This is a genomic window from Cytobacillus spartinae (genome assembly GCF_042865285.1).
Taxonomy (GTDB): domain Bacteria; phylum Bacillota; class Bacilli; order Bacillales; family Cytobacillaceae; genus Robertmurraya_A; species Robertmurraya_A spartinae.
The window spans coordinates 96,364-117,312 of record NZ_JBIACK010000003.1 but is presented as its reverse complement, the minus strand read 5'-3'; the positions used below and the strand labels follow the sequence as shown (position 1 = coordinate 117,312).

At 38.3% G+C, this 20,949-nt stretch carries 20 protein-coding genes; 16 read left to right on the top strand and 4 right to left on the bottom strand.

The annotated features are described in order from the left end of the window. Nucleotides 1–31 precede the first annotated feature (31 nt). Nucleotides 32–607 (bottom strand): hypothetical protein, encoded by a 576-nt coding sequence (locus ACFYKX_RS08535; protein WP_389360059.1) that lies wholly within the window; start codon nt 605–607, stop codon nt 32–34. 202 nt (nt 608–809) lie between these two features. Here ACFYKX_RS08535 and ACFYKX_RS08530 point away from each other — a divergent pair, with 202 nt between their 5' ends. Beyond that, complete coding sequence (locus tag ACFYKX_RS08530; RefSeq protein ID WP_389360057.1) at nt 810–1,025, top strand: hypothetical protein; 216 nt, start codon at nt 810–812, stop codon at nt 1,023–1,025. A 42-nt stretch (nt 1,026–1,067) separates the two neighbouring features. On the opposite strand, the gene ACFYKX_RS08525 is transcribed toward ACFYKX_RS08530, so the two are convergent. Continuing rightward, nucleotides 1,068–1,394, bottom strand: coding sequence for a hypothetical protein (locus tag ACFYKX_RS08525; protein ID WP_389360055.1), 327 nt, complete (start codon nt 1,392–1,394; stop codon nt 1,068–1,070). A 236-nt stretch (nt 1,395–1,630) separates the two neighbouring features. Between ACFYKX_RS08525 and ACFYKX_RS08520 the strand changes: the two genes are divergently transcribed. The 3 genes from ACFYKX_RS08520 to ACFYKX_RS08510 all read left to right on the top strand — a co-directional run bounded on the left by ACFYKX_RS08520 (nt 1,631) and on the right by ACFYKX_RS08510 (nt 5,011). Continuing rightward, nucleotides 1,631–3,439: a glycosyl hydrolase family 18 protein gene (locus tag ACFYKX_RS08520; RefSeq protein ID WP_389360053.1), complete on the top strand. Its 1,809-nt coding sequence runs from the start codon at nt 1,631–1,633 to the stop codon at nt 3,437–3,439. Nucleotides 3,440–3,609: 170 nt separating this feature from the next. Beyond that, entirely contained in the window at nt 3,610–4,416 is an 807-nt protein-coding gene (locus tag ACFYKX_RS08515) for a DUF4397 domain-containing protein (protein WP_389360051.1), read from the top strand. A gap of 139 nt (nt 4,417–4,555) precedes the next feature. Continuing rightward, a complete protein-coding gene (locus ACFYKX_RS08510; protein ID WP_389360049.1) occupies nt 4,556–5,011 on the top strand; it encodes a class F sortase in 456 nt (151 codons plus the stop codon). A gap of 292 nt (nt 5,012–5,303) precedes the next feature. Here ACFYKX_RS08510 and ACFYKX_RS08505 read toward each other — a convergent pair whose 3' ends face one another. Continuing rightward, complete coding sequence (locus ACFYKX_RS08505) at nt 5,304–6,194, bottom strand: MerR family transcriptional regulator (protein ID WP_389360047.1); 891 nt, start codon at nt 6,192–6,194, stop codon at nt 5,304–5,306. 171 nt (nt 6,195–6,365) lie between these two features. Here ACFYKX_RS08505 and ACFYKX_RS08500 point away from each other — a divergent pair, with 171 nt between their 5' ends. The 3 genes from ACFYKX_RS08500 (at nt 6,366) to ACFYKX_RS08490 (ending at nt 9,564) form a co-directional block, all read left to right on the top strand. Continuing rightward, nucleotides 6,366–6,566 (top strand): DUF378 domain-containing protein, encoded by a 201-nt coding sequence (locus ACFYKX_RS08500; protein WP_389360045.1) that lies wholly within the window; start codon nt 6,366–6,368, stop codon nt 6,564–6,566. A 207-nt stretch (nt 6,567–6,773) separates the two neighbouring features. Continuing rightward, nucleotides 6,774–8,081, top strand: a complete 1,308-nt coding sequence (locus tag ACFYKX_RS08495) for a cytochrome P450 (protein WP_389360043.1) — start codon at nt 6,774–6,776, stop codon at nt 8,079–8,081. A gap of 13 nt (nt 8,082–8,094) precedes the next feature. Next, nucleotides 8,095–9,564, top strand: coding sequence for a phytoene desaturase family protein (locus tag ACFYKX_RS08490; protein ID WP_389360041.1), 1,470 nt, complete (start codon nt 8,095–8,097; stop codon nt 9,562–9,564). Between the two features lie 80 nt (nt 9,565–9,644). Here ACFYKX_RS08490 and ACFYKX_RS08485 read toward each other — a convergent pair whose 3' ends face one another. After that, nucleotides 9,645–11,066 carry a cryptochrome/photolyase family protein gene (locus tag ACFYKX_RS08485; protein ID WP_389360039.1) on the bottom strand — a complete coding sequence of 474 codons (1,422 nt, stop codon included), beginning with the start codon at nt 11,064–11,066 and terminating at the stop codon, nt 9,645–9,647. Between the two features lie 289 nt (nt 11,067–11,355). Here ACFYKX_RS08485 and ACFYKX_RS08480 point away from each other — a divergent pair, with 289 nt between their 5' ends. The 9 genes from ACFYKX_RS08480 to ACFYKX_RS08440 all read left to right on the top strand — a co-directional run bounded on the left by ACFYKX_RS08480 (nt 11,356) and on the right by ACFYKX_RS08440 (nt 20,938). After that, complete coding sequence (locus ACFYKX_RS08480) at nt 11,356–12,180, top strand: M55 family metallopeptidase (RefSeq protein ID WP_389360037.1); 825 nt, start codon at nt 11,356–11,358, stop codon at nt 12,178–12,180. Nucleotides 12,181–12,193: 13 nt separating this feature from the next. Continuing rightward, nucleotides 12,194–13,126, top strand: a complete 933-nt coding sequence (locus tag ACFYKX_RS08475) for an ABC transporter permease (protein WP_389360035.1) — start codon at nt 12,194–12,196, stop codon at nt 13,124–13,126. Beyond that, a complete protein-coding gene (locus ACFYKX_RS08470; protein ID WP_389360033.1) occupies nt 13,126–14,085 on the top strand; it encodes an ABC transporter permease in 960 nt (319 codons plus the stop codon). The genes ACFYKX_RS08475 and ACFYKX_RS08470 overlap by 1 nt, the downstream gene beginning before the upstream one ends. A gap of 7 nt (nt 14,086–14,092) precedes the next feature. Next, entirely contained in the window at nt 14,093–15,091 is a 999-nt protein-coding gene (locus tag ACFYKX_RS08465; RefSeq protein WP_389360031.1) for an ABC transporter ATP-binding protein, read from the top strand. Nucleotides 15,092–15,190: 99 nt separating this feature from the next. Then, nucleotides 15,191–16,831, top strand: coding sequence for a peptide ABC transporter substrate-binding protein (locus ACFYKX_RS08460; protein WP_389360029.1), 1,641 nt, complete (start codon nt 15,191–15,193; stop codon nt 16,829–16,831). A 152-nt stretch (nt 16,832–16,983) separates the two neighbouring features. Further along, complete coding sequence (locus tag ACFYKX_RS08455; RefSeq protein WP_389360027.1) at nt 16,984–17,910, top strand: S66 peptidase family protein; 927 nt, start codon at nt 16,984–16,986, stop codon at nt 17,908–17,910. Continuing rightward, entirely contained in the window at nt 17,907–19,013 is a 1,107-nt protein-coding gene (locus ACFYKX_RS08450; RefSeq protein WP_389360025.1) for a mandelate racemase/muconate lactonizing enzyme family protein, read from the top strand. Before ACFYKX_RS08455 ends, ACFYKX_RS08450 begins: the two co-directional genes overlap by 4 nt. Continuing rightward, entirely contained in the window at nt 18,970–19,911 is a 942-nt protein-coding gene (locus ACFYKX_RS08445; RefSeq protein ID WP_389360023.1) for a C40 family peptidase, read from the top strand. The genes ACFYKX_RS08450 and ACFYKX_RS08445 overlap by 44 nt, the downstream gene beginning before the upstream one ends. Nucleotides 19,912–19,927: 16 nt before the next feature. Next, a complete protein-coding gene (locus ACFYKX_RS08440) occupies nt 19,928–20,938 on the top strand; it encodes an ABC transporter ATP-binding protein (protein WP_389360021.1) in 1,011 nt (336 codons plus the stop codon). Nucleotides 20,939–20,949: the final 11 nt, after the last annotated feature.

The window sequence follows — 20,949 nt, the reverse complement described above, 5'->3', positions numbered from 1 at the left end:
GTATTATTTCCTGATGTTACTGACTGGATGACTATGTTTGTTGCTGAACCTGCAGCTGCTGCTGCATCAGCGTCAGCATCGGCATCAGCGTCAGCATCGGCATCGGCATCGGCATCGGCATCAGCATCAGCGTCAGCATCGGCATCGGCATCGGCATCAGCGTCGGCATCGGCATCGGCATCAGCGTCAGCATCGGCATCAGCATCAGCATCAGCGTCAGCATCGGCATCGGCATCGGCATCGGCATCAGCATCAGCATTTGCACCTGCAGCAGCGGCTGCATTTCTACCGGCGGAAGCCGCTGAAGTTGTCCCAGCTGCTGAAGCAGAATTTTCTCCTGCTGCCGCATCTGCTGCTGCCGCATCAGCATCTTCATTACCCGCCGCCGCAGCAGCATGTCTACTAGAGTTTGCATCAGCCGCCGCCGCATCGGCATCGTCATTACCCGCTGCTGCAGCAGCATGTCGCCCTGCATCTGTAGCAGCAGCTGCCGCATCATCACTTCCCGCTGCACCAGCAGCATGGTCCTTAGCACTTGATGCAACTGCATCACCACCGTCAGGACCGCCACTTGCCGCAGATGAGGATTGTTTATCTGCGTCAGCATCCGCAAAATTTTTCTTTTTATGATTTTGGTCTTGTTCCATTAGATATGCCTCCCTTCCTTATTACCACAAGTTATTCAAAAATATGTGGACATGTATAGTCAAACCTACTAAATAAAAAAAGTAATTCAATTAATTAGTAAGTTTGTCCAAGAGAGTTAAGGAGCTTTGCATATAAATAATGACGAAAGGAGGGATTCTTTAATGAATAATGAGCTGTTAATCCTTACTGTAGACGGAAGTGTATTTAGGGGGTTTGTGGTCGAATTGGATGAGAATCCAATTGAAGATTTATTTTCAGAGGACTTTGATTCCGTTATACTTCGATTAACTGAAGCATCTGGACCATTTTTAGAAAACCAACTAGTTTTTGTCCAGCAAAGTCAGATCGTAGCGGCTTCCTTGATTAAGAACTGCTAACATAACATATAAGTAAAGCAGCTTCCAAAAGAGGAGCTGCTTTTACTTACGATGGTTCTTAGATAGTTCGTGCAATAGTTTATTGCGATACTGTTGGTCATCCTCTATTGCCTTTGTAATCAAGGATTCTAGTCTGGTGAAATCATCTGTGAGATCTTGACTCGTGTTGTTGGATATATTATTAAGTAATTTTGCAATATAGAGCATTATTAAACTATTAACATATTCTGAGCTAGTGGATATATTGTATTGGATGATGTTAGCATTTGCCTCATTATGCCCGGCTGTGGCATGCTGAGCTGAAATATTGTTTAGGGTTTTATTTGTATCATACATACTCTGTTGAAGGTTTGTTTCTTTTGAGTCCAAATCAGTATCCTCCCTTATATATATAGGTAGGATATGTGAATTTTTTTAAAAAGTTCATTTATTTTGAGTTGTAAAGTTTTACCACTATATAATGCTACTATTATCCCTATTCTCCAAAATCTTCTTATACTAAAATTAAATAGAAACTACTAATATAATTGGAAAGGTAGGTATAAATACCCTAATGTTGACGGGGATATGCTACGTTTTCTAATTAGGAGAGGAAGGAAACAAAGATGCAGCAACTTAGTCAAAAATTATCATCCAAATTAGTCATTCTTTCCGTTGTTTTTCTAGTTTTAATTGGTAGCTTTATGAGCTATCAGATAGCCGAAGCAGCTAAGCCAGATCGAAAAGCACCGACAGCTCCTACGAATCTCCAAGCTACAAATATTACTGATAGCAGTGTATCTCTAGATTGGACAAACTCGACAGATAATGTAGGAGTAACAGGCTACAATGTCTACCAAAATAATAGTTACATAGGAAATACCTCTTCAACACATTACGTAGTAAAGAGTCTAGCTCCGAATACCACTTACAGTTTTCATGTTAGAGCAAAGGACGCTAGGGGAAATCTATCCACATCTAGTAATACAATAAAAGTAACGACATCTTCACAAACCGTTATTGATCAAGCACCCCAAATTAGTGAGATTCAAGTCTCTCCGATAGCAAGTGATGGTAAAACAGTTAATGGCACTGTAAACCTATCTGTCAGTGCTACTGATGATAAGGGTATTAGCAAAGTTGAGTTCTATACGAGCAACGGTGGATATTTGCTAAAAACAGTAACATCTGGACCATACAGTGTGGATTGGTCTACTGACCCGTGGGTTCCAGATGGAGAGCAGATTTTAAAAGTAGTCGTTTATGATTCAGCAAATCAAACAGCTCAGACTACCAAGACCGTCACAGTTAAAAATACAGCGACACCTATAGTTAATGATTTTAAAAGAGTTGGATATTATACAGGTTGGTCGACTTATTCAAACTTTCAAGTTAGTAATATAGATGCTAGTAAACTTACGCATATTAACTATGCGTTTGCAAATATTTCTCCGGATGGAAAAATGATAGTAGGTGATTCATGGGCGGACATTGAAAAACCGTTCCCTGGAGACACTTCAGGCCAGCCTTATAAAGGAAATTTTTATCAACTAACAAAACTTAAACAGCAACATCCTCACCTCAAGACGTTAATAAGTGTTGGTGGTTGGACTTGGTCAGGAAAATTCTCTGATGTTGCACTTACAGAAGAGTCAAGAACCATCTTTGCTGAGAGTGCTCTTCAATTCATTTTGAAATATGGATTTGATGGAGTTGATTTGGACTGGGAATATCCAGTTGGTGGTGGTCTAGCTGGTAATATTAATAGGCCAGAGGATAAGCAGAACTTTACGCTTTTATTAAAGAAAATAAGAGAGACTCTTGATGCACAGAGTTCAAAAGATGGTGAAAACTATTTATTAACGATAGCAGGCGGAGCAAGTAAAAGCTACGTAAATAATACTGAACTTAACTTAATACACCCATATTTAGATTATGTACAAGTTATGACTTATGATTTCCACGGAGAATGGGACACGATTACAGGTATGAATGCTCCATTACATAAGGACTCAGAAACAGGATTTTACTATGTTTGGAGTGTACAAGATTCTATTCAAAATTACGTGAATCACGGAGTTCCAGCTAATAAAATCGTAATGGGAATACCATTTTACGGTCGATCTTTTAACCAGGTTACCAATGCAAATAATGGTTTGTATCAACCATTTACAGGTGGGGGAAAAGCGATTAGCTATGGAGAGCTTTCAGCGAACTATATTAATAAAAATGGCTTTATTCGACATTGGGAATCAGATTCGAAAGTACCTTGGTTGTTCAATGGAACTCAATTTATCAGTTATGATGACACAGAGTCAATCGGTTACAAAACTTCCTACATCAAGTCGATGGGCTTAGGTGGAGCGATGATGTGGGAGCTTGCTCAAGATCCAAATAAAGTGTTATTAACGAAAATAGACAATGATTTGAAATAGTTATGAAAGCATCTGCTAAACGTGCAGATGCTTTTTTTCTGCTGTCGAAAATTAATAAAGTATTTTAGTTGACAGATTATATATAATATTTGTATAAATATTGTATAACATATGTATTGTTTTTGTTGTACATATCGTTATAAAAATATTCATTAGAGGAGAGATTTTAGATGAAGAAGTTTATTGGTGCTTTGATTTTCACACTAATCTTTGCCATGTTTGGAGGAACAGTATTAGCAGATGATCATGATCAAGCTAAAGTTCGAATCGGTCACGCCTCACCTGATGCACCAGCGGTAGATATTACTGTAAATGGTGAAACAGTCGTTGAAAATGCTGCGTTTAAAGCAGTAACAGATTATTTAATGGTACCTGCGGGAGAACATGAAGTTAGTATTTATGCCGCAGGAACAGTTGCTGACGGGAATCCAGTATTAACTACTACTCTAGCAGTAGAAGCTGGCAAAGCTTATACAGCACTTGCTATTAATAAGTTAGAAAGTCTTGAAGTGACAGCTTTAAGTGATGACATGACAACAACTTCTGGGAAAGCAAAAGTTCGTGTTGGGCATTTTTCACCTGATGCACCGGCAGTTGATGTTGCAGTTACTGGTGGAGATGTGTTGTTTGCAAACGCTCCATTTAAAGCGGTAACAGACTATGCAGAAGTGGATCCAGCTACATTGGATTTAGAAGTTAGAGTAGCGGGAACAGAAGATGTAGTTCTTTCATTACCAGGGACTGAACTTAAAGCAGATATGATTTATACTGTTCTGGCTGTAGGCTTAGCAAGTGGAGAGCCAGCATTAGACGTAATTGTATTAGCTGATCCTTCATCTTCTACAATGCCAACAGAAATGCCGAAAACAGGTACAGGTGGCTTAGTTGGTCTATTAACAACAGTATTCCCTTTCTTGGTTTTAGCTGCAGGTTTAGGGTACTTTCTATTTAAAAGAAAAGGCTTATTTCAATCCTAATTTTCTACTAGTCTTGTTTCTAGTTGGTTGTCAGTCTTATGCGCAACCAGCGAAGGAAGTTGAGACAATTAAATTAAACACGAATTCTATAGAAATAGAGCAAGCTGATAACACTAAGTCTTTTAATCAGAAAAAAGTTGTGAAATTTGAATCAGGCATTATTCCTACCAGTGTATCTATCCCATCCATAGGTGTTGAGGCAAATATCCTTCAGGTTGGTCTTCAAGAAGATGGTATTATGGAGGTTCCGGAGGATGTAATGGAAGTGGGTTGGTACACTAACGGTGCAAAGCCAGGTCAGAATGGAAACGTTGTGTTAGCAGGACATGTGGACAGTTACCTAGGTCCAGGTATATTTTTTAACCTAAAGAATGTTTCAATTGATGATGAAATTATCATTTCGAATGGTGAGGAAATTGTTAAATATAGAATAGTTAAAAAGGAAGCATATCCTTACGATCAAGGGCCGATTGAGGAGATTTTCGGTTACACATCACAGAAACGATTACATCTAATTACGTGTACTGGGAGATATAATCCTTTTACTGATAATCATGCAGAGAGGCTAGTCGTTACAGCAATCGCCGAAGGGTAAAAAAATGCAGCTGGTCAATTGTGCCAGCTGCATTTTTGTTTGAAAAAGGATTTCTCTGACCATCCACGATGTTAGTACCGAATTTTACTGGTTTTCGCTAAAAAAGGTAACTAATGTGACCTATTAATTCCGATTTCTAGCGTTTAGCCTATTTCTGGTTAATGATAAAGGTAGTTCCGATTTCTCCTGATTTATATAAAATGGGTAACCAAAGCGGCATGTTAATTCCCCTTTTTAGCATTTTAAGCCTCTTGGTTATTAATCGATCCACGCTTCTAATAATAAGTGAACCCTATGATTTAAGTACAGTCCCCTGATACCAATCGTTCCATTCAACATGATTAAGTAACGAAACGGACGGTAAATCATACAATTCACTTTGATGAGGAAAATTTCCACCCAATACGAAACTAAGCGTATTATCTTGTTCAAGGCAATCTTTAACCCACCTCTTAACTCCTTCAAAATAAACAGGGTCCGTAATGGATATCGCGATAATTGAGATCTTTTTCAAATGAATTAAGTCAATCAGCCCGTTAAATGGAGTATTTGGCCCAAGATAAATCACGTCCATCCCTTTTTTTCTAAGGAACAAGCTAAAGAGCATTAATCCAATATGGTGGTGCTCACCCTCTGGACAGAAAGCCACTACTTTTGGAAGCTGCTGGTTAATAGGGAGTATCCTTAGAAACTGGGTGCATCTTTGAATGATAAATTGAGAGGCAAAATGTTCTTGTGCAGCCGTTATATTGTCCATCTTCCACTCATCACCCACACGATATAAAACCTGTACAAATAGATTTTGAAAGACATCCTCAAAGTCATGCATAGAGAAGGCTAAATCTGTAATGGTATTCGCCTTTTCAGTATTTAAATCAACTAATGCATCATATAACTGATTGATTAGACCATCAAAACCTGGAGTCTCAATCTTGGCTGTTTGTGACTCTAATTTTTGTGCAGTTGCATTCTGTGACAATGATCTCACGGCTTCACTTATCTTCATATTGTTTTCTTGTATTTGAACCTTAAGCCACTTAAGTGTTTCAATATCCTTTTGACTATATAAACGATGACCTCCCTCAGTACGGGTGGGGGAAATCACCTTGTAGCGGTTTTCCCAGGCTCGAATCGTTACGGTAGGAATGTCCACTAGCTCGGAGACCTTTTTAATGTTGTACATGAAGCTTCACCTCAGTAAATTTATACATAAATTATACAAAACTTTAATCAAAGAGTAAAAATGTAAATTTTATGTTTTTCTAAACAAAGTTATTGTTTATTTTGTATAGATTTTGTATAATTTAATTAGAAATTAGTTATACAAAGTATATACAAAGGTGAGGGGATTCTTATGAAGACTTTAAACTTAGTTGCTTTAGCATTACTAGTTATTGGTGGCTTAAACTGGTTGTTAGTTGGTCTGTTCGAGTGGGATCTTGTAGGAGGATTATTCGGTGGAATGGATTCCGTTATTGCAAAGATTGTATATATCTTAGTTGGTTTAGCTGCCCTTTATGGAATTCGTCTATTCTCTCATATAAATAGTAAATAAGTAAGTAAGTAAGTAAGTAAGTAAGTAAGTAAGTAAGTAAGTAAGTAAGTAAGTAAGTAAGTAAGTAAGTAAGTAAGTAAGTAAGTAAGTAAGTAAGTAAGTAAGGCGCTGTGATGAAGGGACATTCTCTAGAGTGTCCTTTTCCTTTTACTCAAAATTGGAAATGATGATTCTATATCAGTGCATGTTAATGGAGGTCTTAATAACATGAGCAGAGTGTCTAATGTTCAAACATCACGTATACAGAACTATATTGATTTTAGAAAAGATACACTCTCCTTTTTTGAAAAAATGCTTTATCAGGGGGAAATCATTTCTTTAAAAACAGGATTTAAACCTTCTTATATTGTTAATTCTCCTGACTTTGTAAAAGAAATTTTGGTAGCGAAAGATCGATTTTTCGTAAAAGGACGTACTTCTAAGGTATTAAGGAGAACCATTGGTGACGGCCTATTAACTTCTGAAAAAGAGGAGCATGAAATACAAAAGAAGCATCTCCAACCTCTATTTTATAAGGAAAGTATTCATTCCTATGTTCAGACGATTAAGGAAGAGACTCAGCTACTGGAGGCTAAGCTCCAAGAAAATCACACTTACTCCATTCAAAATGAAATGATGCAATTAACATTATCCATCATTTCTAAGACAATGTTTGCTACAGACTTAGAAGAGTCAAAACAGGAGCTCGCAATTGCTGTAAGTGAAATTATTGAGCAATCTGCTAAAGATTTATTTTCCATTGTTATCCTGCCTCTTTCTGTACCAACACAGGGTAATAAATTGCATAAGAGCGCAATTAAGAAATTAGAGGAAATGATTTACCGTGTAATTGTGGATGCAAAAAATAAACCTAATTTGTATCAGAATACATTAGTAAATATATTTTTAGGAAAAGGATACGAAAAAACATTTTCTGACGAAGAGATAAGAGATCAGATGCTTACGATGTTGCTAGCAGGACATGAAACAACTGCAAATTTATTAACATGGATATTCTATGAGTTAGATCGAAATCCAGAGGTTGAAGCGCAGTTTCATAACGAGATTGATCAAGTAGATTTTTCGAAGGATCCATTCGATACTTATCGAGCTCTTCCGTATACTCAAAATATCATACAAGAGGGTCTGAGACTGTATCCTCCAGCATGGTTGATTTATCGAGAAGCACCACAGAAAGTGGAGTTATTAGGTGAAACTTTTCGTCCGGGAAGCTCGTTCATGATCTCACCATACGCCATTCATCGAAATGAATATGTTTTTAAAGATGCAAAGTCATTCAAACCTGAAAGATTCTTTGGGAATCCTACCTGGCCAGCCTTTGCCTATTTCCCTTTCGGGGGAGGCTCTAGAAGCTGTATAGGTTCTAAATTTGCTCTAATGGAGGCAGCGTTTATCCTAGCTGTCCTAGGTAAAAGATATAAATTTCGTAGTGTAAGTCAGGAAAAAGCTATACCAGAACCATTGGTATCCCTTCGTTTAAGAGGTGGTCTACCGATGAGGGCTATTAGAAGATAGAGGAGGGGGAGAGGTGTTGAAATTAGTTTGTATCATTGGAGCCGGCATAGGTGGATTAACGGCAGGGGCTTATTTAGCAAAGAGCGGTTATAGGGTTACGGTATTAGAAAAGGCTACAACTGTTGGAGGTTCAGCCGGTTGGTATATCCGAAATAAACGTATGTTTCCAACAGGAGCTACAATTGCTTTCGGACTAGAAGAGAACGGGTTGTTAAAAACATTGTTGGATGAGTTACAGATTGAACTAACGGCAAAAGATTTGCTACACCCAATGGATGTAATATTACCAGACCGTAAGATTTCCATCTGCAAAGATCCGACTTTATGGGAAAATGAGCTCCGGAAAGCTTTTTCAGACCGAGCAGAAGATGTGGTTAGATTTTGGAATGAACTTGTTTACATTGGTGAAGGGGTGCTAGGTGTAACGAAAAGTGGTGTATCATTACCTGTTACAAGAGTATATGAGCTGGGGAATTTGCCAAAATTTATTATGCGAAAGCCAAACACTGTGCTACGCCTTGCACGTTACGCAAGATGGACCGTTGAAGACTTAATGAAAAAGTTCAACTTAGTCTCGTATACTCCACTTCGGCAATTTTTAAATGCACAGCTGATTGATGCTGTTCAAACTGATGTATCTGAAGCAGCTTTGCTACCTTCGAGTTTGGCTCTAACGGTATATCGAAACGGAAGCTATGCTCCTCAAAATGGGATGGGACAAATATCAAAACTGTTGGCTGAACGAATCAATGAACTAGGAGGAGAGGTTTTATTAGCTTCACCTGTACAGAAGATTAGTTATGATGACAAAGAAAAAGTTTGGAATGTCTACAGCAAGAAATGTTCAACATCTTTTGATATTGTGATTAATAACTCTGGAATATCTCTTGGACCAAATACAAGCTATGCAGACTCGAGAAACTTTTCTTGGGGAGCTTTTCGAATTGATACAATCTTGTCGGATCAAATTAGAAAGGGACCATTAGAGGGGATAGCACTTCCGTATGCTTACCAAATTGTCCCTGACAATGAAGCGACTTTAAGAAATATACACGGCCCCGTTTATGTAACCTTTCATGAAACCATTGATCAAAATGGTGAAAAGATTAGCGGGGAAATTACGATGACGGTATCCGTTCATACGAACATTGAAGAATGGCTTGGATATTCAAGGGATGATTACAAGGATATAAAGAATGAAATAACGGACATGATCATATCTGTAATTGAAAAAGTAATCCCAATTAGAAAATACTTACTCTATATGGAGGCAGGTAGCCCTTCTACGTATAAGAAATTTATTGGGAAAGCAGAGGTAGGGGGCTTTCCTTTAACAGTAAAAAATGCGATTATCAAGCCTAAAGGTGTACGTTCGTCCCTTCCACAGTTTTACATTGTAGGGGAACAAGTTTTTCCTGGCCCTGGTACATTGTCATCCGCATTAAGTGGTTATTATGCTGCTCGAGCGGTTATAAAGGGATAACTTGTATCATTGAACTAAAAATGCACAAAACCAATAATTTGAAAAAACAACAGGGTTGACCTAAAAAGTGGTCAACCCTGTTATTTAATTTTATCATATGCAGCGAGGGCTCGTTTTCGTGCAAAGTCATGGTCAATGATTGGTAAAGGATATGTTTCATTAAGCTTGATTCCAACAGACTTTAGTAATTCACTTGGAGCTGTCCAAGGTCGGTGGATATATGGATTAGGGAGTTTCGTTAGTTCTGGTACCCACTTTCGAATATATTCTCCATCTCTATCAAACTTTTCACCCTGTGTGATTGGATTGAAAATGCGAAAATAAGGTGCGGAATCAAGCCCACTTCCTGTAACCCATTGCCATCCCATTGAATTATTAGCTAAGTCAAAATCAACTAGAGTATGTTGAAACCATTTGGCTCCATATGTCCATGGAATTAATAAGTGTTTGACTAAGAAAGATGCCACAACCATTCGAACACGGTTATGCATTGTTCCTGTTTCCCATAATTCTCTCATTCCTGCATCCACTAAAGGATAGCCAGTTTCACCTTTTTGCCACTTTAATAGATTATCTTGATTTTCGTCCCATGGAAAATGTTCAAATGCAGGACGAAGTGGTGCCTTCGATATGGTTGGAAAATGAACAAGCTGATAGTAACCGAATTCTCTCCAAATTAGCTGCCGTTTATATGCCTCGATTTGCTCATTCATTGGAATGTGACTTTGTTCCATTTCTAGCGAATACCACATTGCTCTTGGACTAATTTCTCCCCATGCGAGATGTGGTGATAATCTAGAACCAGCCTGTAAAGAGGGATAATCCCTCCCAGTCTTATAGGAGTGAAGGTCCTTCTGAATAAATAACTCCCAAACGGAAATGGCTCCCTTTTCTCCAGGTTGCCAATAGCAATGGAGCTTTTCATCCCATCGAATGGTTGGGAGCAGACCAAGCTCAGCTACTTCTATAGTAGAAACTACTTTATCTATACCATTTAGTAATGAAGGTCGAGGCAATGGTCGGGAAATTGACTCATTTAAACATCTCTTCCAAAAGGGAGTAAACACTTTATAAGGATCCCCACTAAGATTCGCTATCGTAAATGGGTTATATAAGAGGTTTGAATGGAACGTGCGAATATCAACTCCGATTTTATTAAGAGATTCAATAACATAGTGATCTCGCTTTATAGCAAACGGTTCATATCTCTCATTGAAATACAATGCATTTGCCCCAGTGTCCTCCATTACTTCTATTAAAATATCTAAACTATTTCCTTTTCTAATAATGAGATCTACTCCGTAATGTTCTTTAAATTCCTCTTGTAAAGCAAGTAAAGAATGATGTAACCACCATAATGATGCCTCACCTGAAAGCAAGTGATGTTCCTCATGAGGCCAAATAAAGATAGGAATGACGCTTCCATTCTGTGAAGCCTCCCATAATGCTTGATGGTCATGAAGCCTAAGGTCCTTTCTAAACCAAACAATGGTCTTTTGCAAACTTAACCTCTCCTAAACTATTTGATAACAAGTAACAAAACTATTATACAAAAGTCTTGCAAAAGTTACTCAAATTAAGTTTCGAAGCAAAAAATTAACAGTGAACTAATATACTTAATTATTTTTACATACTATTAAAATAAAGGTTTCTATTAATATCCTAATCTACAAATTATCTGTTAAAAATGTATGTTGCGAACAATTCTGTAAATTTGATGTAAAATTTTGAAGGAATATGCTATAATTTAAAATATTGAGAAAATTCTTTTTATACAACAGGGGGCATAAGATGAAATTATACATGTCGGTCGACATGGAGGGGATAACAGGATTAGTTGATCACACTCATGTTGACTCAGGGAAGCACAATTATGAACGCTCTCGCCTAATTATGACGGAGGAAGCGAATCATGTTATTAACACAGCTTTTGAGCAAGGGTGCTCAGAGGTAGTCGTAAATGACAGTCATTCCAAAATGAATAACTTATTAATTGAAAAGCTTCATCCTGAAACGCAATTAATTACTGGGAGTGTAAAGCCATTTTCAATGGTTCAAGGTCTGGACAATAGTTTTACAGGGGCTATCTTTGTAGGATATCACTCGAGAGCATCTACTCCAGGTGTCATGTCCCATTCAATGATTTTTGGTGTTCGTCGTTTTTACATAAATGATGTAGAGGTTGGAGAGTTAGGCTTCAATGCATATGTTGCGGGGTATTTCGGTGTACCTGTCATTATGGTTGCTGGTGATGACCAAGCTGCGAAAGAAGCAGAGAATCTAATCCCAAATGTTACAACTGCTGTTGTGAAGGAATCCATCTCTCGTTCATCAGCAAAATCATTAACACCGGCAAAAGCAGGAAAATTACTTCAAGAAAAAACAGCCTTAGCATTAAAAAACAAAGATCTTGTAAAACCACTCACTCCACCAGACCATCCTGTTCTTAGGATTGAATTTGCAAACTATGGTCAAGCAGAATGGGCAAATTTAATGCCAGGAACAGAGATTGAGCCAGGAACTACAACTGTACGTTATCAGGCGAAGGATATACTAGAAGCCTATCAAGCGATGCTTGTGATGACGGAATTAGCAATGAGAACTTCATTCTGTTAGGAAGTGAATTTGTTTGACTACATACTTACTTAAACGCCTATTTGCCATGGTCATCACGCTGTGGCTCATTATTACATTAACTTTTTTCCTCATGCATTCGATCCCAGGATCACCTTTTAATGAAGAACGTTCCACAAGTGAAGCTGTCCAGCGTAATCTAGAGGCTCACTTCAATCTGGACAAGCCAGTTCCAGTCCAATACGTTACATATCTTAAATCAATTATACAATTTGACTTTGGGCCATCCATTAAAAGGTCCTCCCAAACGGTTAACGAAATGTTGGGAAGAGGGTTTCCTGTTTCATTTGAGTTAGGAATCATCTCTCTTGTATTAGCAGTGATTTCCGGTATTACTCTGGGAGTCTTGGCAGCTCTTAGACATAATGGGATAATTGATTATTTTGCTATGACCATAGCCGTTCTTGGTATATCAGTGCCAAACTTTGTTATGGCAACCTTTTTGATTCAGCAGATTGCCGTCAATATGGAACTATTACCTGTAGCTACATGGAAAAGCTGGAAGCATATGATTTTGCCAACCTTAGCACTTGCTACTGGGCCAATGGCAATTATTGCTCGTTTAACTCGCTCTAGTATGCTAGAGGTTTTAACACAGGATTATATTCGGACTGCAAAAGCAAAGGGGTTAACTCCTTTTAAAATTGTTTTCAAGCATGCTTTGAAAAATGCATTATTACCGGTTGTAACAATTTTAGGAGCACTAACTGCTGGGATATTAACAGGTACTTTCGTTATCGAAAAAATCTTTGCTATTCCAGGTATGGGGAAATACTTCGTGGAAAGTATTAATCAACGTGATTACCCGGTTATTATGGGGACCACCATATTCTACAGTGCTTTCTTAATATTTATGCTATTTTTAGTGGATGTGGCTTACGGTATTTTAGACCCTCGAATCAAGCTACACAAAAAGGAGGGTAATTAATGGAACTTAGAAAACAGCATGATCCAAATATAGACAAAGCTAGTTCCATCCCAGATGAATGGTTCGTTCCCAAAAAAGTAGATTCCTCTGAGGCAGAGGCTGTTGTACGACCAAGTCTATCTTACTGGAAAGACGCCTGGTTACGTCTCTTGAAAAATAAACTCGCCATGATGGGCTTAATCTTCTTAGTGCTACTAGTGCTAATGGCTATTTTTGGCCCAATCTTTTCACCCTATGAGGCGGATGAAGGATCCCTTCCTAAACAAAACTTGCCACCATCGTCCGAACACTGGTTTGGTACGGATGAGTTAGGTCGTGATGTGTTTACTCGTACATGGCATGGTGCTAGAATATCGCTCTTCGTCGGGGTGGTTGCAGCCTTAATAGACTTCCTGATTGGGGTAGTTTACGGGGGGATCGCTGGTTACAAAGGCGGTAGAACTGATAACTATATGATGCGCTTTGTTGAAATTCTATATGGATTGCCATACTTGCTTGTAGTTATCCTAATCAGCGTTGTAATGGAACCAGGATTATTTTCCATCATATTTGCCTTATCTGTCACAGGTTGGGTAGGAATGGCCAGGATTGTGAGGGGGCAGGTCTTACAGGTGAAAAACTATGAGTTCGTTTTAGCCTCTAAAACTTTTGGAACAAAGACGCCGAGAATTATTCGGAAAAATCTTTTACCCAATACAATGGGGCCCATTATTGTTCAAATGACACTAACGGTTCCTGCTGCTATATTTGCTGAAGCTTTTTTAAGCTTCCTTGGATTAGGGATTCAGCCTCCACTTGCTAGTTGGGGATCGATGGCTAGTGATGCTCTACCAGTTATCTTATCCGGTGATTGGTGGCGACTATTCTTTCCTGCTTTCTTCATCTCTTTAACGATGTTTTCTTTTAACGTCCTAGGTGATGGCCTGCAGGATGCGCTAGATCCGAAATTAAGGAGGTAATCACATCTTGGAAAAAGTACTTGAGGTTAAGGACCTCCATGTCGCATTTAATACTTATGGAGGAACAGTTAAAGCAGTACGAGGAGTATCGTTTGATTTATATAAAGGAGAAACTCTAGCAATCGTAGGTGAATCAGGTTGTGGTAAAAGTGTAACTTCACAAAGTATTATGCGTCTTATTCCTGATCCTCCTGGGAAAATTACAAAAGGTTCCATTCGTTTTAAGGATAAGGATTTAGTAAAGGTTTCTGAAAAGGAAATGCGGTCGATTCGTGGGGCTGATATATCAATGATATTTCAGGATCCTATGACAGCGCTTAATCCGACTTTGACCATAGGCGAACAGATCATGGAAGGAATTATTCAGCATGAGGGAATTTCAAGAGAGAATGCAAGGAAGAAGGCTCTTGAAATGCTATCCTTAGTTGGAATTCCTAGTCCAGAAAGTCGCTTAAAGCAATATCCGCATCAATTCAGCGGAGGAATGAGACAAAGAATCGTGATTGCGATGGCTTTAGTTTGCGAACCAGAGGTCCTTATTGCTGATGAGCCGACAACGGCATTAGATGTAACTATACAAGCTCAGATTTTAGACTTGTTTAGAGATATACAAAAAAAGACAGGTGTTTCGATCATTCTGATTACGCATGATTTAGGAGTAGTTGCACAAGTAGCTGACCGTATCGTAGTTATGTATGCTGGAAAGATTGTTGAAACCGGAACAAGAAGAGATATCTTCTACAAACCGGAACACCCATACACAAAGGGACTATTAAACTCCGTACCACGCTTGGATGTTGAAAAGGGAGAACTCATTCCAATTGATGGGTCACCACCTGACTTGTTTTTACCACCATTGGGCTGTGCGTTTGTATCCAGATGTCCATATGCAATGGAGATATGTGATAGAGTCTATCCTTTGAACACGAAACTAACGAAAGACCATCAGGTAGATTGTTGGTTACAGGATGAGCGAGCTAAAAAGATGCTCGCTATGAATACTTAAACTTCTTTAGGAGGAGATTAATGCTCTTCTTGAAGTTAAATATCCGCTTTAATAAATTTATAGTTTACTAGGCGGGAAATAATAAAGGGGGAAACACAAATGAAAAAGTTTTTGTCAATCTTAATGACAGCACTTCTAGTCTTTGTTCTCGCTGCATGTACAGCAAGTGAAGACGCAGGAAAAGAACCCGAAAAAAATGATGATGAAGGAACTACAGAAGAAGAAACTGTTGAAGAAAAAGTATTGTATATGAATAATGGTCAAGAGCCATCTTCTTTTGATCCACCAATCGGATTTGATTCAGTTTCTTGGTCTGCTTTAAACAACTTAATGGAAGGTTTAACTCGACTAGATCAAAATCATGATCCATCTGAAGCTATTGCTGAAAAGTGGGATATTTCCGAAGATGGAAAGACTTACACATTCCATATTCGTGACAATGCAAAATGGTCAAACGGTGACGATTTAACTGCTGGAGACTTCGTATTCGCATGGAAACGACTTTTAAATCCTGAGACAGGTTCACCTGCTGCTTTCCTAGGGTATTTTATTGAAGGTGGAGAAGCTTATAACAGCAATGAAGGTAGTGCAGATGATGTAGCTGTTAAAGCTGTAGATGAGAAGACGCTTGAAGTGACATTAACAAGTCCATCACCGTTTTTCTTAAATATCATTTCTTTACCGGCATTTTTCCCAATCAATGAAAAGGTTGCAACTGATAACCCAGAGTGGTTCGCGAATGCTGATACATTCGTTGGTAATGGACCATTCAACTTAACTGAATGGGAGCATGATAGCCATTTCGTAATGGAAAAGAACGATCAATACTGGGATGCTGACTCAGTAAAACTAGATAAAGTCCACTGGGCTATGGTAGACGATACAAACACAGAATATCAAATGTTCGAATCTGGAGAACTTGATACTTCGGATGTACCATCAGAACTTAGTGAAAAGTTATTCTCTGAAGGAAAAGTTGATATTGTTGACCAAGCGGGAACATATTTCTACCGTTTTAATGTAACAATGGAGCCTTTCCAAAACAAAAATATCCGTAAAGCATTTGCTTTAGCGGTAGATCAACAACAAATTGTTGACTATGTAACAAAAGGAAAAGAAAAACCGGCATATGGATTTGTTTCATATGGATTTAATGATGCAAATGGTAATGACTTCCGTGAAACAAACGGAGATTTAATGAAGACAAACATTGAAGAAGCAAAAGCATTGCTAGCAAAAGGTATGGAAGAAGAAGGCTATGAAACATTGCCAGAAGTTACTTTAACTTACAACACAAGTGATGCACATAAGAAAATTGCTGAAACACTTCAACAAATGTTTAAAGATAATTTAGGTGTAGAAGTTAAGCTTGCAAACATGGAATGGGCTGTTTTTGCTCAAGAACAATCTGCATTAAATTTCCAATTATCTCGTAGCTCATTCTTAAATGATTACGCGGATCCAATTAACGCTCTAGAAAGCTTCCAAACTGGTCATTCTATGAACCGTACTGGTTGGAGTAACGCAGAATACGACAAGCTAATTAAGGATGCTTTTGCTGAGTCTGATGAAGCAAAACGTTTTGACTTAATGTATAAAGCTGAGAAGATTCTTCTTGATGAAGCTCCAATCTTCAACGTTCATTTCTATAACCAAACAACATTACAAAATGATGCTGTTACAGGAATTGTTCGTCACCCTGTAGGTTATATTGAATTAAAATGGGCAGATAAGAACTAAATTAGAGGTTATTCTTTGAAAATATGAAAAGGGGTGTTCCGGTGAACATCCCTTTTCATCTATTAAGTACATAGGGTACTTAGGGGAATTAAGCACTATCAGAATACATAAAATTTACAGTGACAAATCTTCTTATAAAAGTAGGTGCACAGATGATGATTAAACCTCAGTCTCTTAAAAGAGGAGATACAATCGGAATACTTGCTCCAGCAAGTCCTCCGAACCAAGAAAATTTAGAACGATCTTTAGAATTCTTACGTGAACTTGGTCTTAATGTGAAATTTGGTCAGCATGTTAAGAATGAATACGGGTATTTAGCAGGTACGGACGAAGAAAGACTAGAAGATTTACATAATATGTTTTTAGATAAAGAAGTTAAAGGGATTATCTGTGCTGGTGGAGGATATGGGACAGCGAGAATTGCAGCTGAAATTGATTATGACCTAATTAAAAATAATCCCAAAATACTCTGGGGGTACAGTGATATTACCTTCCTACATATGTCTATCTACCAACAAACAGGCCTTGTGACCTTTCATGGACCCATGCTTGCCTCAGATATCGGAAAAGAAGATGCTCATGCGTTATCAAAACAGTACTTTCAACAACTGTTTGAACCCAAAACCATTACCTATACAGAAGAATTTTCAGCACTCCAGGTGTTAGTTGAAGGAGAAGTTGAGGCAATCCTTGTTGGTGGAAATTTAAGTTTGATTACGAGTTCACTTGGGACACCTTTCGAAATCGATACAAAAGATAAACTCCTACTTATTGAAGATATTAATGAAGAGCCAAGAGCAGTTGACCGTATGCTAAATCAGTTATATATGGCGGGAAAATTGAAGGAAGCAGCTGGTTTCATAATAGGTGATTTCAATAATTGTGTACCAGAAAGAGAGAAATCGTTAACCTTGGAGGAGGTAATTGAACATTACATCCAAAAAGCTGCGAAACCAGCTATGAAAGGATTTAATATTGGTCATTGTTCACCAAATATAGGGGTTCCTTTAGGTGTAAATGTGAAGTTTAGTACATCGAAAAAACAGGTAATCTTCGAAAGCGGAGTTGATTCGGTATGAAAATCGTTAATGTAGAAACATTTAAAGTAGCTGTACCATTAATAAAGCCATTCAAAACTGCACTCCGAACAGTCGAAGTTGCTGATTCTATTTTTGTAAAAATCACTTGTGATAACGGGATTGTAGGATGGGGAGAAGCGCCTCCAACACTAGTCATAACTGGGGATAGTCTAACAAGTATTGATTCAGCTATCCAGCATACCATTAAACCATTTTTAATAGGTAAAAGTCTTCTAAACTTTGAAAGTATTTTTCAAGGTCTTCAGGTAATTCTAGTTGGAAATTCAAGTCCAAAAGCGGCTGTCGATATGGCCCTGTATGATTGTATCTCACAAAATTGTGGTCTACCACTCTATCAATTTCTAGGAGGCTATAACGACGAAATTGAAACCGATTTTACAGTAAGTGTAAATGGCCCAGAAGAGATGGGGGAAGATGCAGTTTCCTATGTTGAACAAGGCTTCAATGTGTTGAAGGTAAAGGTAGGGAAAGATGATCCCTCTACAGATTTGAAACGCATTGCAGAGATAAGAAGGCGTGTAGGAAAAGACATTAAAATTCGACTGGATGCTAACCAAGGCTGGAAACCTAAGGATGCCATACGAATTATTAGAGCAATGGAAGATCAATCTTTAGATATTGAGCTTGTTGAGCAACCTGTAAAAGCAAATGATTTAGAAGGACTTAAACAAGTAACAGATGCAGTTGACACCTTAATCATGGCTGATGAAAGTGTGTTTACACCAAAGCAGGCACTTGAGGTAGTAAAAACAAGAAGTGCTGACCTTATTAATATCAAGCTAATGAAGGCTGGTGGAATTTATCAGGCGACCATTATTAACCAGCTTGCTGAGGTATCAGGGATGGAGTGTATGGTTGGTAGTATGATTGAGACTCGTCTTGGAATCACAGCAGCAGCACATTTTGCTGCAAGCAAGAAAAATATTACACGCTTTGATTTCGATGCCCCACTCATGTTAGTGAAGGACATTGTATCAGGTGGAATTTTATACAATGGTAGAAACATTACACTTCCTAAAGCACCAGGATTAGGAATAAATGAAATTGCATTACAAGAAGGAGGGGTTTCTCTTGGAAAATAAGTTCATCGTAAATGTTCCTGTTGCAACGGTTTGGACTTCCTATGATTCTGCGAGAGAACTAGATAAAGATGCTGTAACAAATCCATCAAATATTGAGGCATGGCTTGAATCACTAACGTACGAAACTCGTTTAGAGTTATGCAATGCAAATCTTGTTCAGACGCAAGCATTATATGGTGAAGAAGTACTTGTGATAGAAGAGAAGGAAGGTTGGGCTTCTGTTATTGTCTTAAACCAGCCTTCATCAAAAGATGAAAGAGGATATCCTGGTTGGGTTCCTAGGGATCAACTAATAGAATCAACGCCGAATCGGAATTTAGATGAGGGTCCAATCGCTGTAGTAACTAGTAAAAAAGCAACGTTAGAAGGAGAGAACCATGATCCTTTATTAGAGGTAAGCTATCAAACGATGCTTCCTGTTCTAGAAGAAGGGGAATTCGTGAAAGTACAGCTTCCAGCAGGTTCAGGATTTTTAAAATCCACAGATGTAAAAATCTACCCTTCTCTTTCAGAAAAACGAAAAGGAAATGGCAAGGACATTGTTGTTGATGGAGAGCAATTTTTAAACCTACCATATCTGTGGGGCGGCATGAGTAGCTACGGGTACGACTGCTCTGGATTCAGCTATAATATGTGTAAAGCCAATGGATACATCATTCCAAGGGATGCTCATGATCAAGCAAAAGCAGGAAAATCTGTAGAGGTTAGTGATATTCAACCTGGAGATTTGTTATTTTTTGCATACGAAGAAGGCAAAGGAAGTATACACCACGTAGGAATTTATTATGGAAATGGGAAATTATTGCATTCACCAAACACCGGGAAAGTAATTGAGATTATTCCATTAGAGGGAACGATATACGAGAAAGAGCTTTGTGCAGCAAGACGTTACTGGTAGAGCGGGGGAAAAAAGAATGAAAAAAGAAGTATTGCTTAAAGTAAATAATTTAAAGAAATATTTTGATTTAGGAAGAAAAGAAATTCTTCAGGCTGTGGATGGAGTTTCCTTTGAAATCTATAAAGGTGAAACATTTGGGATTGTTGGTGAGTCAGGCTGTGGAAAATCAACAGCAGGTAGAACCATTATTGGTTTATACAATCAAACAGACGGAGAAGTAATCTATGATGGAAATGATGTACACTCTATGTCCAATAAGGAAAAGTTTGAATTTCATAGAAAAATGCAGATGATCTTCCAAGATCCTTATGCATCTTTGAACCCTCGATCAACGGTACGAGAAATTATTAGTGAGCCGATGGAGGTTCATGGACTTTATCCGAATAAGAAGGAACGACTTGAGAGAGTGTATCAATTACTAGAGGACGTGGGTCTAAACAGAGATCATGCTAACCGTTATCCTCACGAATTTAGTGGGGGGCAAAGACAAAGGATTGGAATTGCTCGCGCTCTTGCTTTAGATCCAGAGTTTATCATTGCAGATGAGCCAATTTCTGCATTAGATGTATCTGTTCAAGCTCAAGTAGTTAATCTTTTAAAAAGATTACAAGAGGAAAAGGGCTTAACATACTTATTTATTGCCCATGATCTTTCCATGGTAAAACAAATCAGCGATCGTATCGGGGTCATGTATTTAGGACATTTAGTGGAACTAACAGCTAGTAATCAGTTATATAAAAATCCTCTTCACCCTTATACACAGGCATTGTTATCGGCGATTCCTATTCCAGATCCGGATATAGAGGATAAACGCGAAAGAATAATTTTACAGGGTGAACTGCCAAGCCCTATTAATCCACCTAGCGGGTGTGTGTTCAGAACTCGTTGCCCTGCAGCAATGGAGGCTTGTGCCGAATCGAAACCGGAATGGCAAGAGATTGATAAGGACCATTTTGTTGCTTGTCATTTATACAATAAAGAGATATCTGGACGCGAGGGTGGAGCGAGAAAATTAGTTACAAACTAAGGTAAGGTGTA

Coding starts and splice junctions, on each gene's coding strand:
- ACFYKX_RS08535 (WP_389360059.1), bottom strand. CDS start 607: ATGCTGACGCAGATAAACAATCCTCATCTGCGGCAAGTGGCGGTCCTG.
- ACFYKX_RS08530 (WP_389360057.1), top strand. CDS start 810: ATGAATAATGAGCTGTTAATCCTTACTGTAGACGGAAGTGTATTTAGG.
- ACFYKX_RS08520 (WP_389360053.1), top strand. CDS start 1,631: ATGCAGCAACTTAGTCAAAAATTATCATCCAAATTAGTCATTCTTTCC.
- ACFYKX_RS08515 (WP_389360051.1), top strand. CDS start 3,610: ATGAAGAAGTTTATTGGTGCTTTGATTTTCACACTAATCTTTGCCATG.
- ACFYKX_RS08505 (WP_389360047.1), bottom strand. CDS start 6,194: ATGTACAACATTAAAAAGGTCTCCGAGCTAGTGGACATTCCTACCGTA.
- ACFYKX_RS08500 (WP_389360045.1), top strand. CDS start 6,366: ATGAAGACTTTAAACTTAGTTGCTTTAGCATTACTAGTTATTGGTGGC.
- ACFYKX_RS08495 (WP_389360043.1), top strand. CDS start 6,774: ATGAGCAGAGTGTCTAATGTTCAAACATCACGTATACAGAACTATATT.
- ACFYKX_RS08480 (WP_389360037.1), top strand. CDS start 11,356: ATGAAATTATACATGTCGGTCGACATGGAGGGGATAACAGGATTAGTT.
- ACFYKX_RS08470 (WP_389360033.1), top strand. CDS start 13,126: ATGGAACTTAGAAAACAGCATGATCCAAATATAGACAAAGCTAGTTCC.
- ACFYKX_RS08460 (WP_389360029.1), top strand. CDS start 15,191: ATGAAAAAGTTTTTGTCAATCTTAATGACAGCACTTCTAGTCTTTGTT.
- ACFYKX_RS08455 (WP_389360027.1), top strand. CDS start 16,984: ATGATGATTAAACCTCAGTCTCTTAAAAGAGGAGATACAATCGGAATA.
- ACFYKX_RS08450 (WP_389360025.1), top strand. CDS start 17,907: ATGAAAATCGTTAATGTAGAAACATTTAAAGTAGCTGTACCATTAATA.
- ACFYKX_RS08445 (WP_389360023.1), top strand. CDS start 18,970: ATGAAATTGCATTACAAGAAGGAGGGGTTTCTCTTGGAAAATAAGTTC.
- ACFYKX_RS08440 (WP_389360021.1), top strand. CDS start 19,928: ATGAAAAAAGAAGTATTGCTTAAAGTAAATAATTTAAAGAAATATTTT.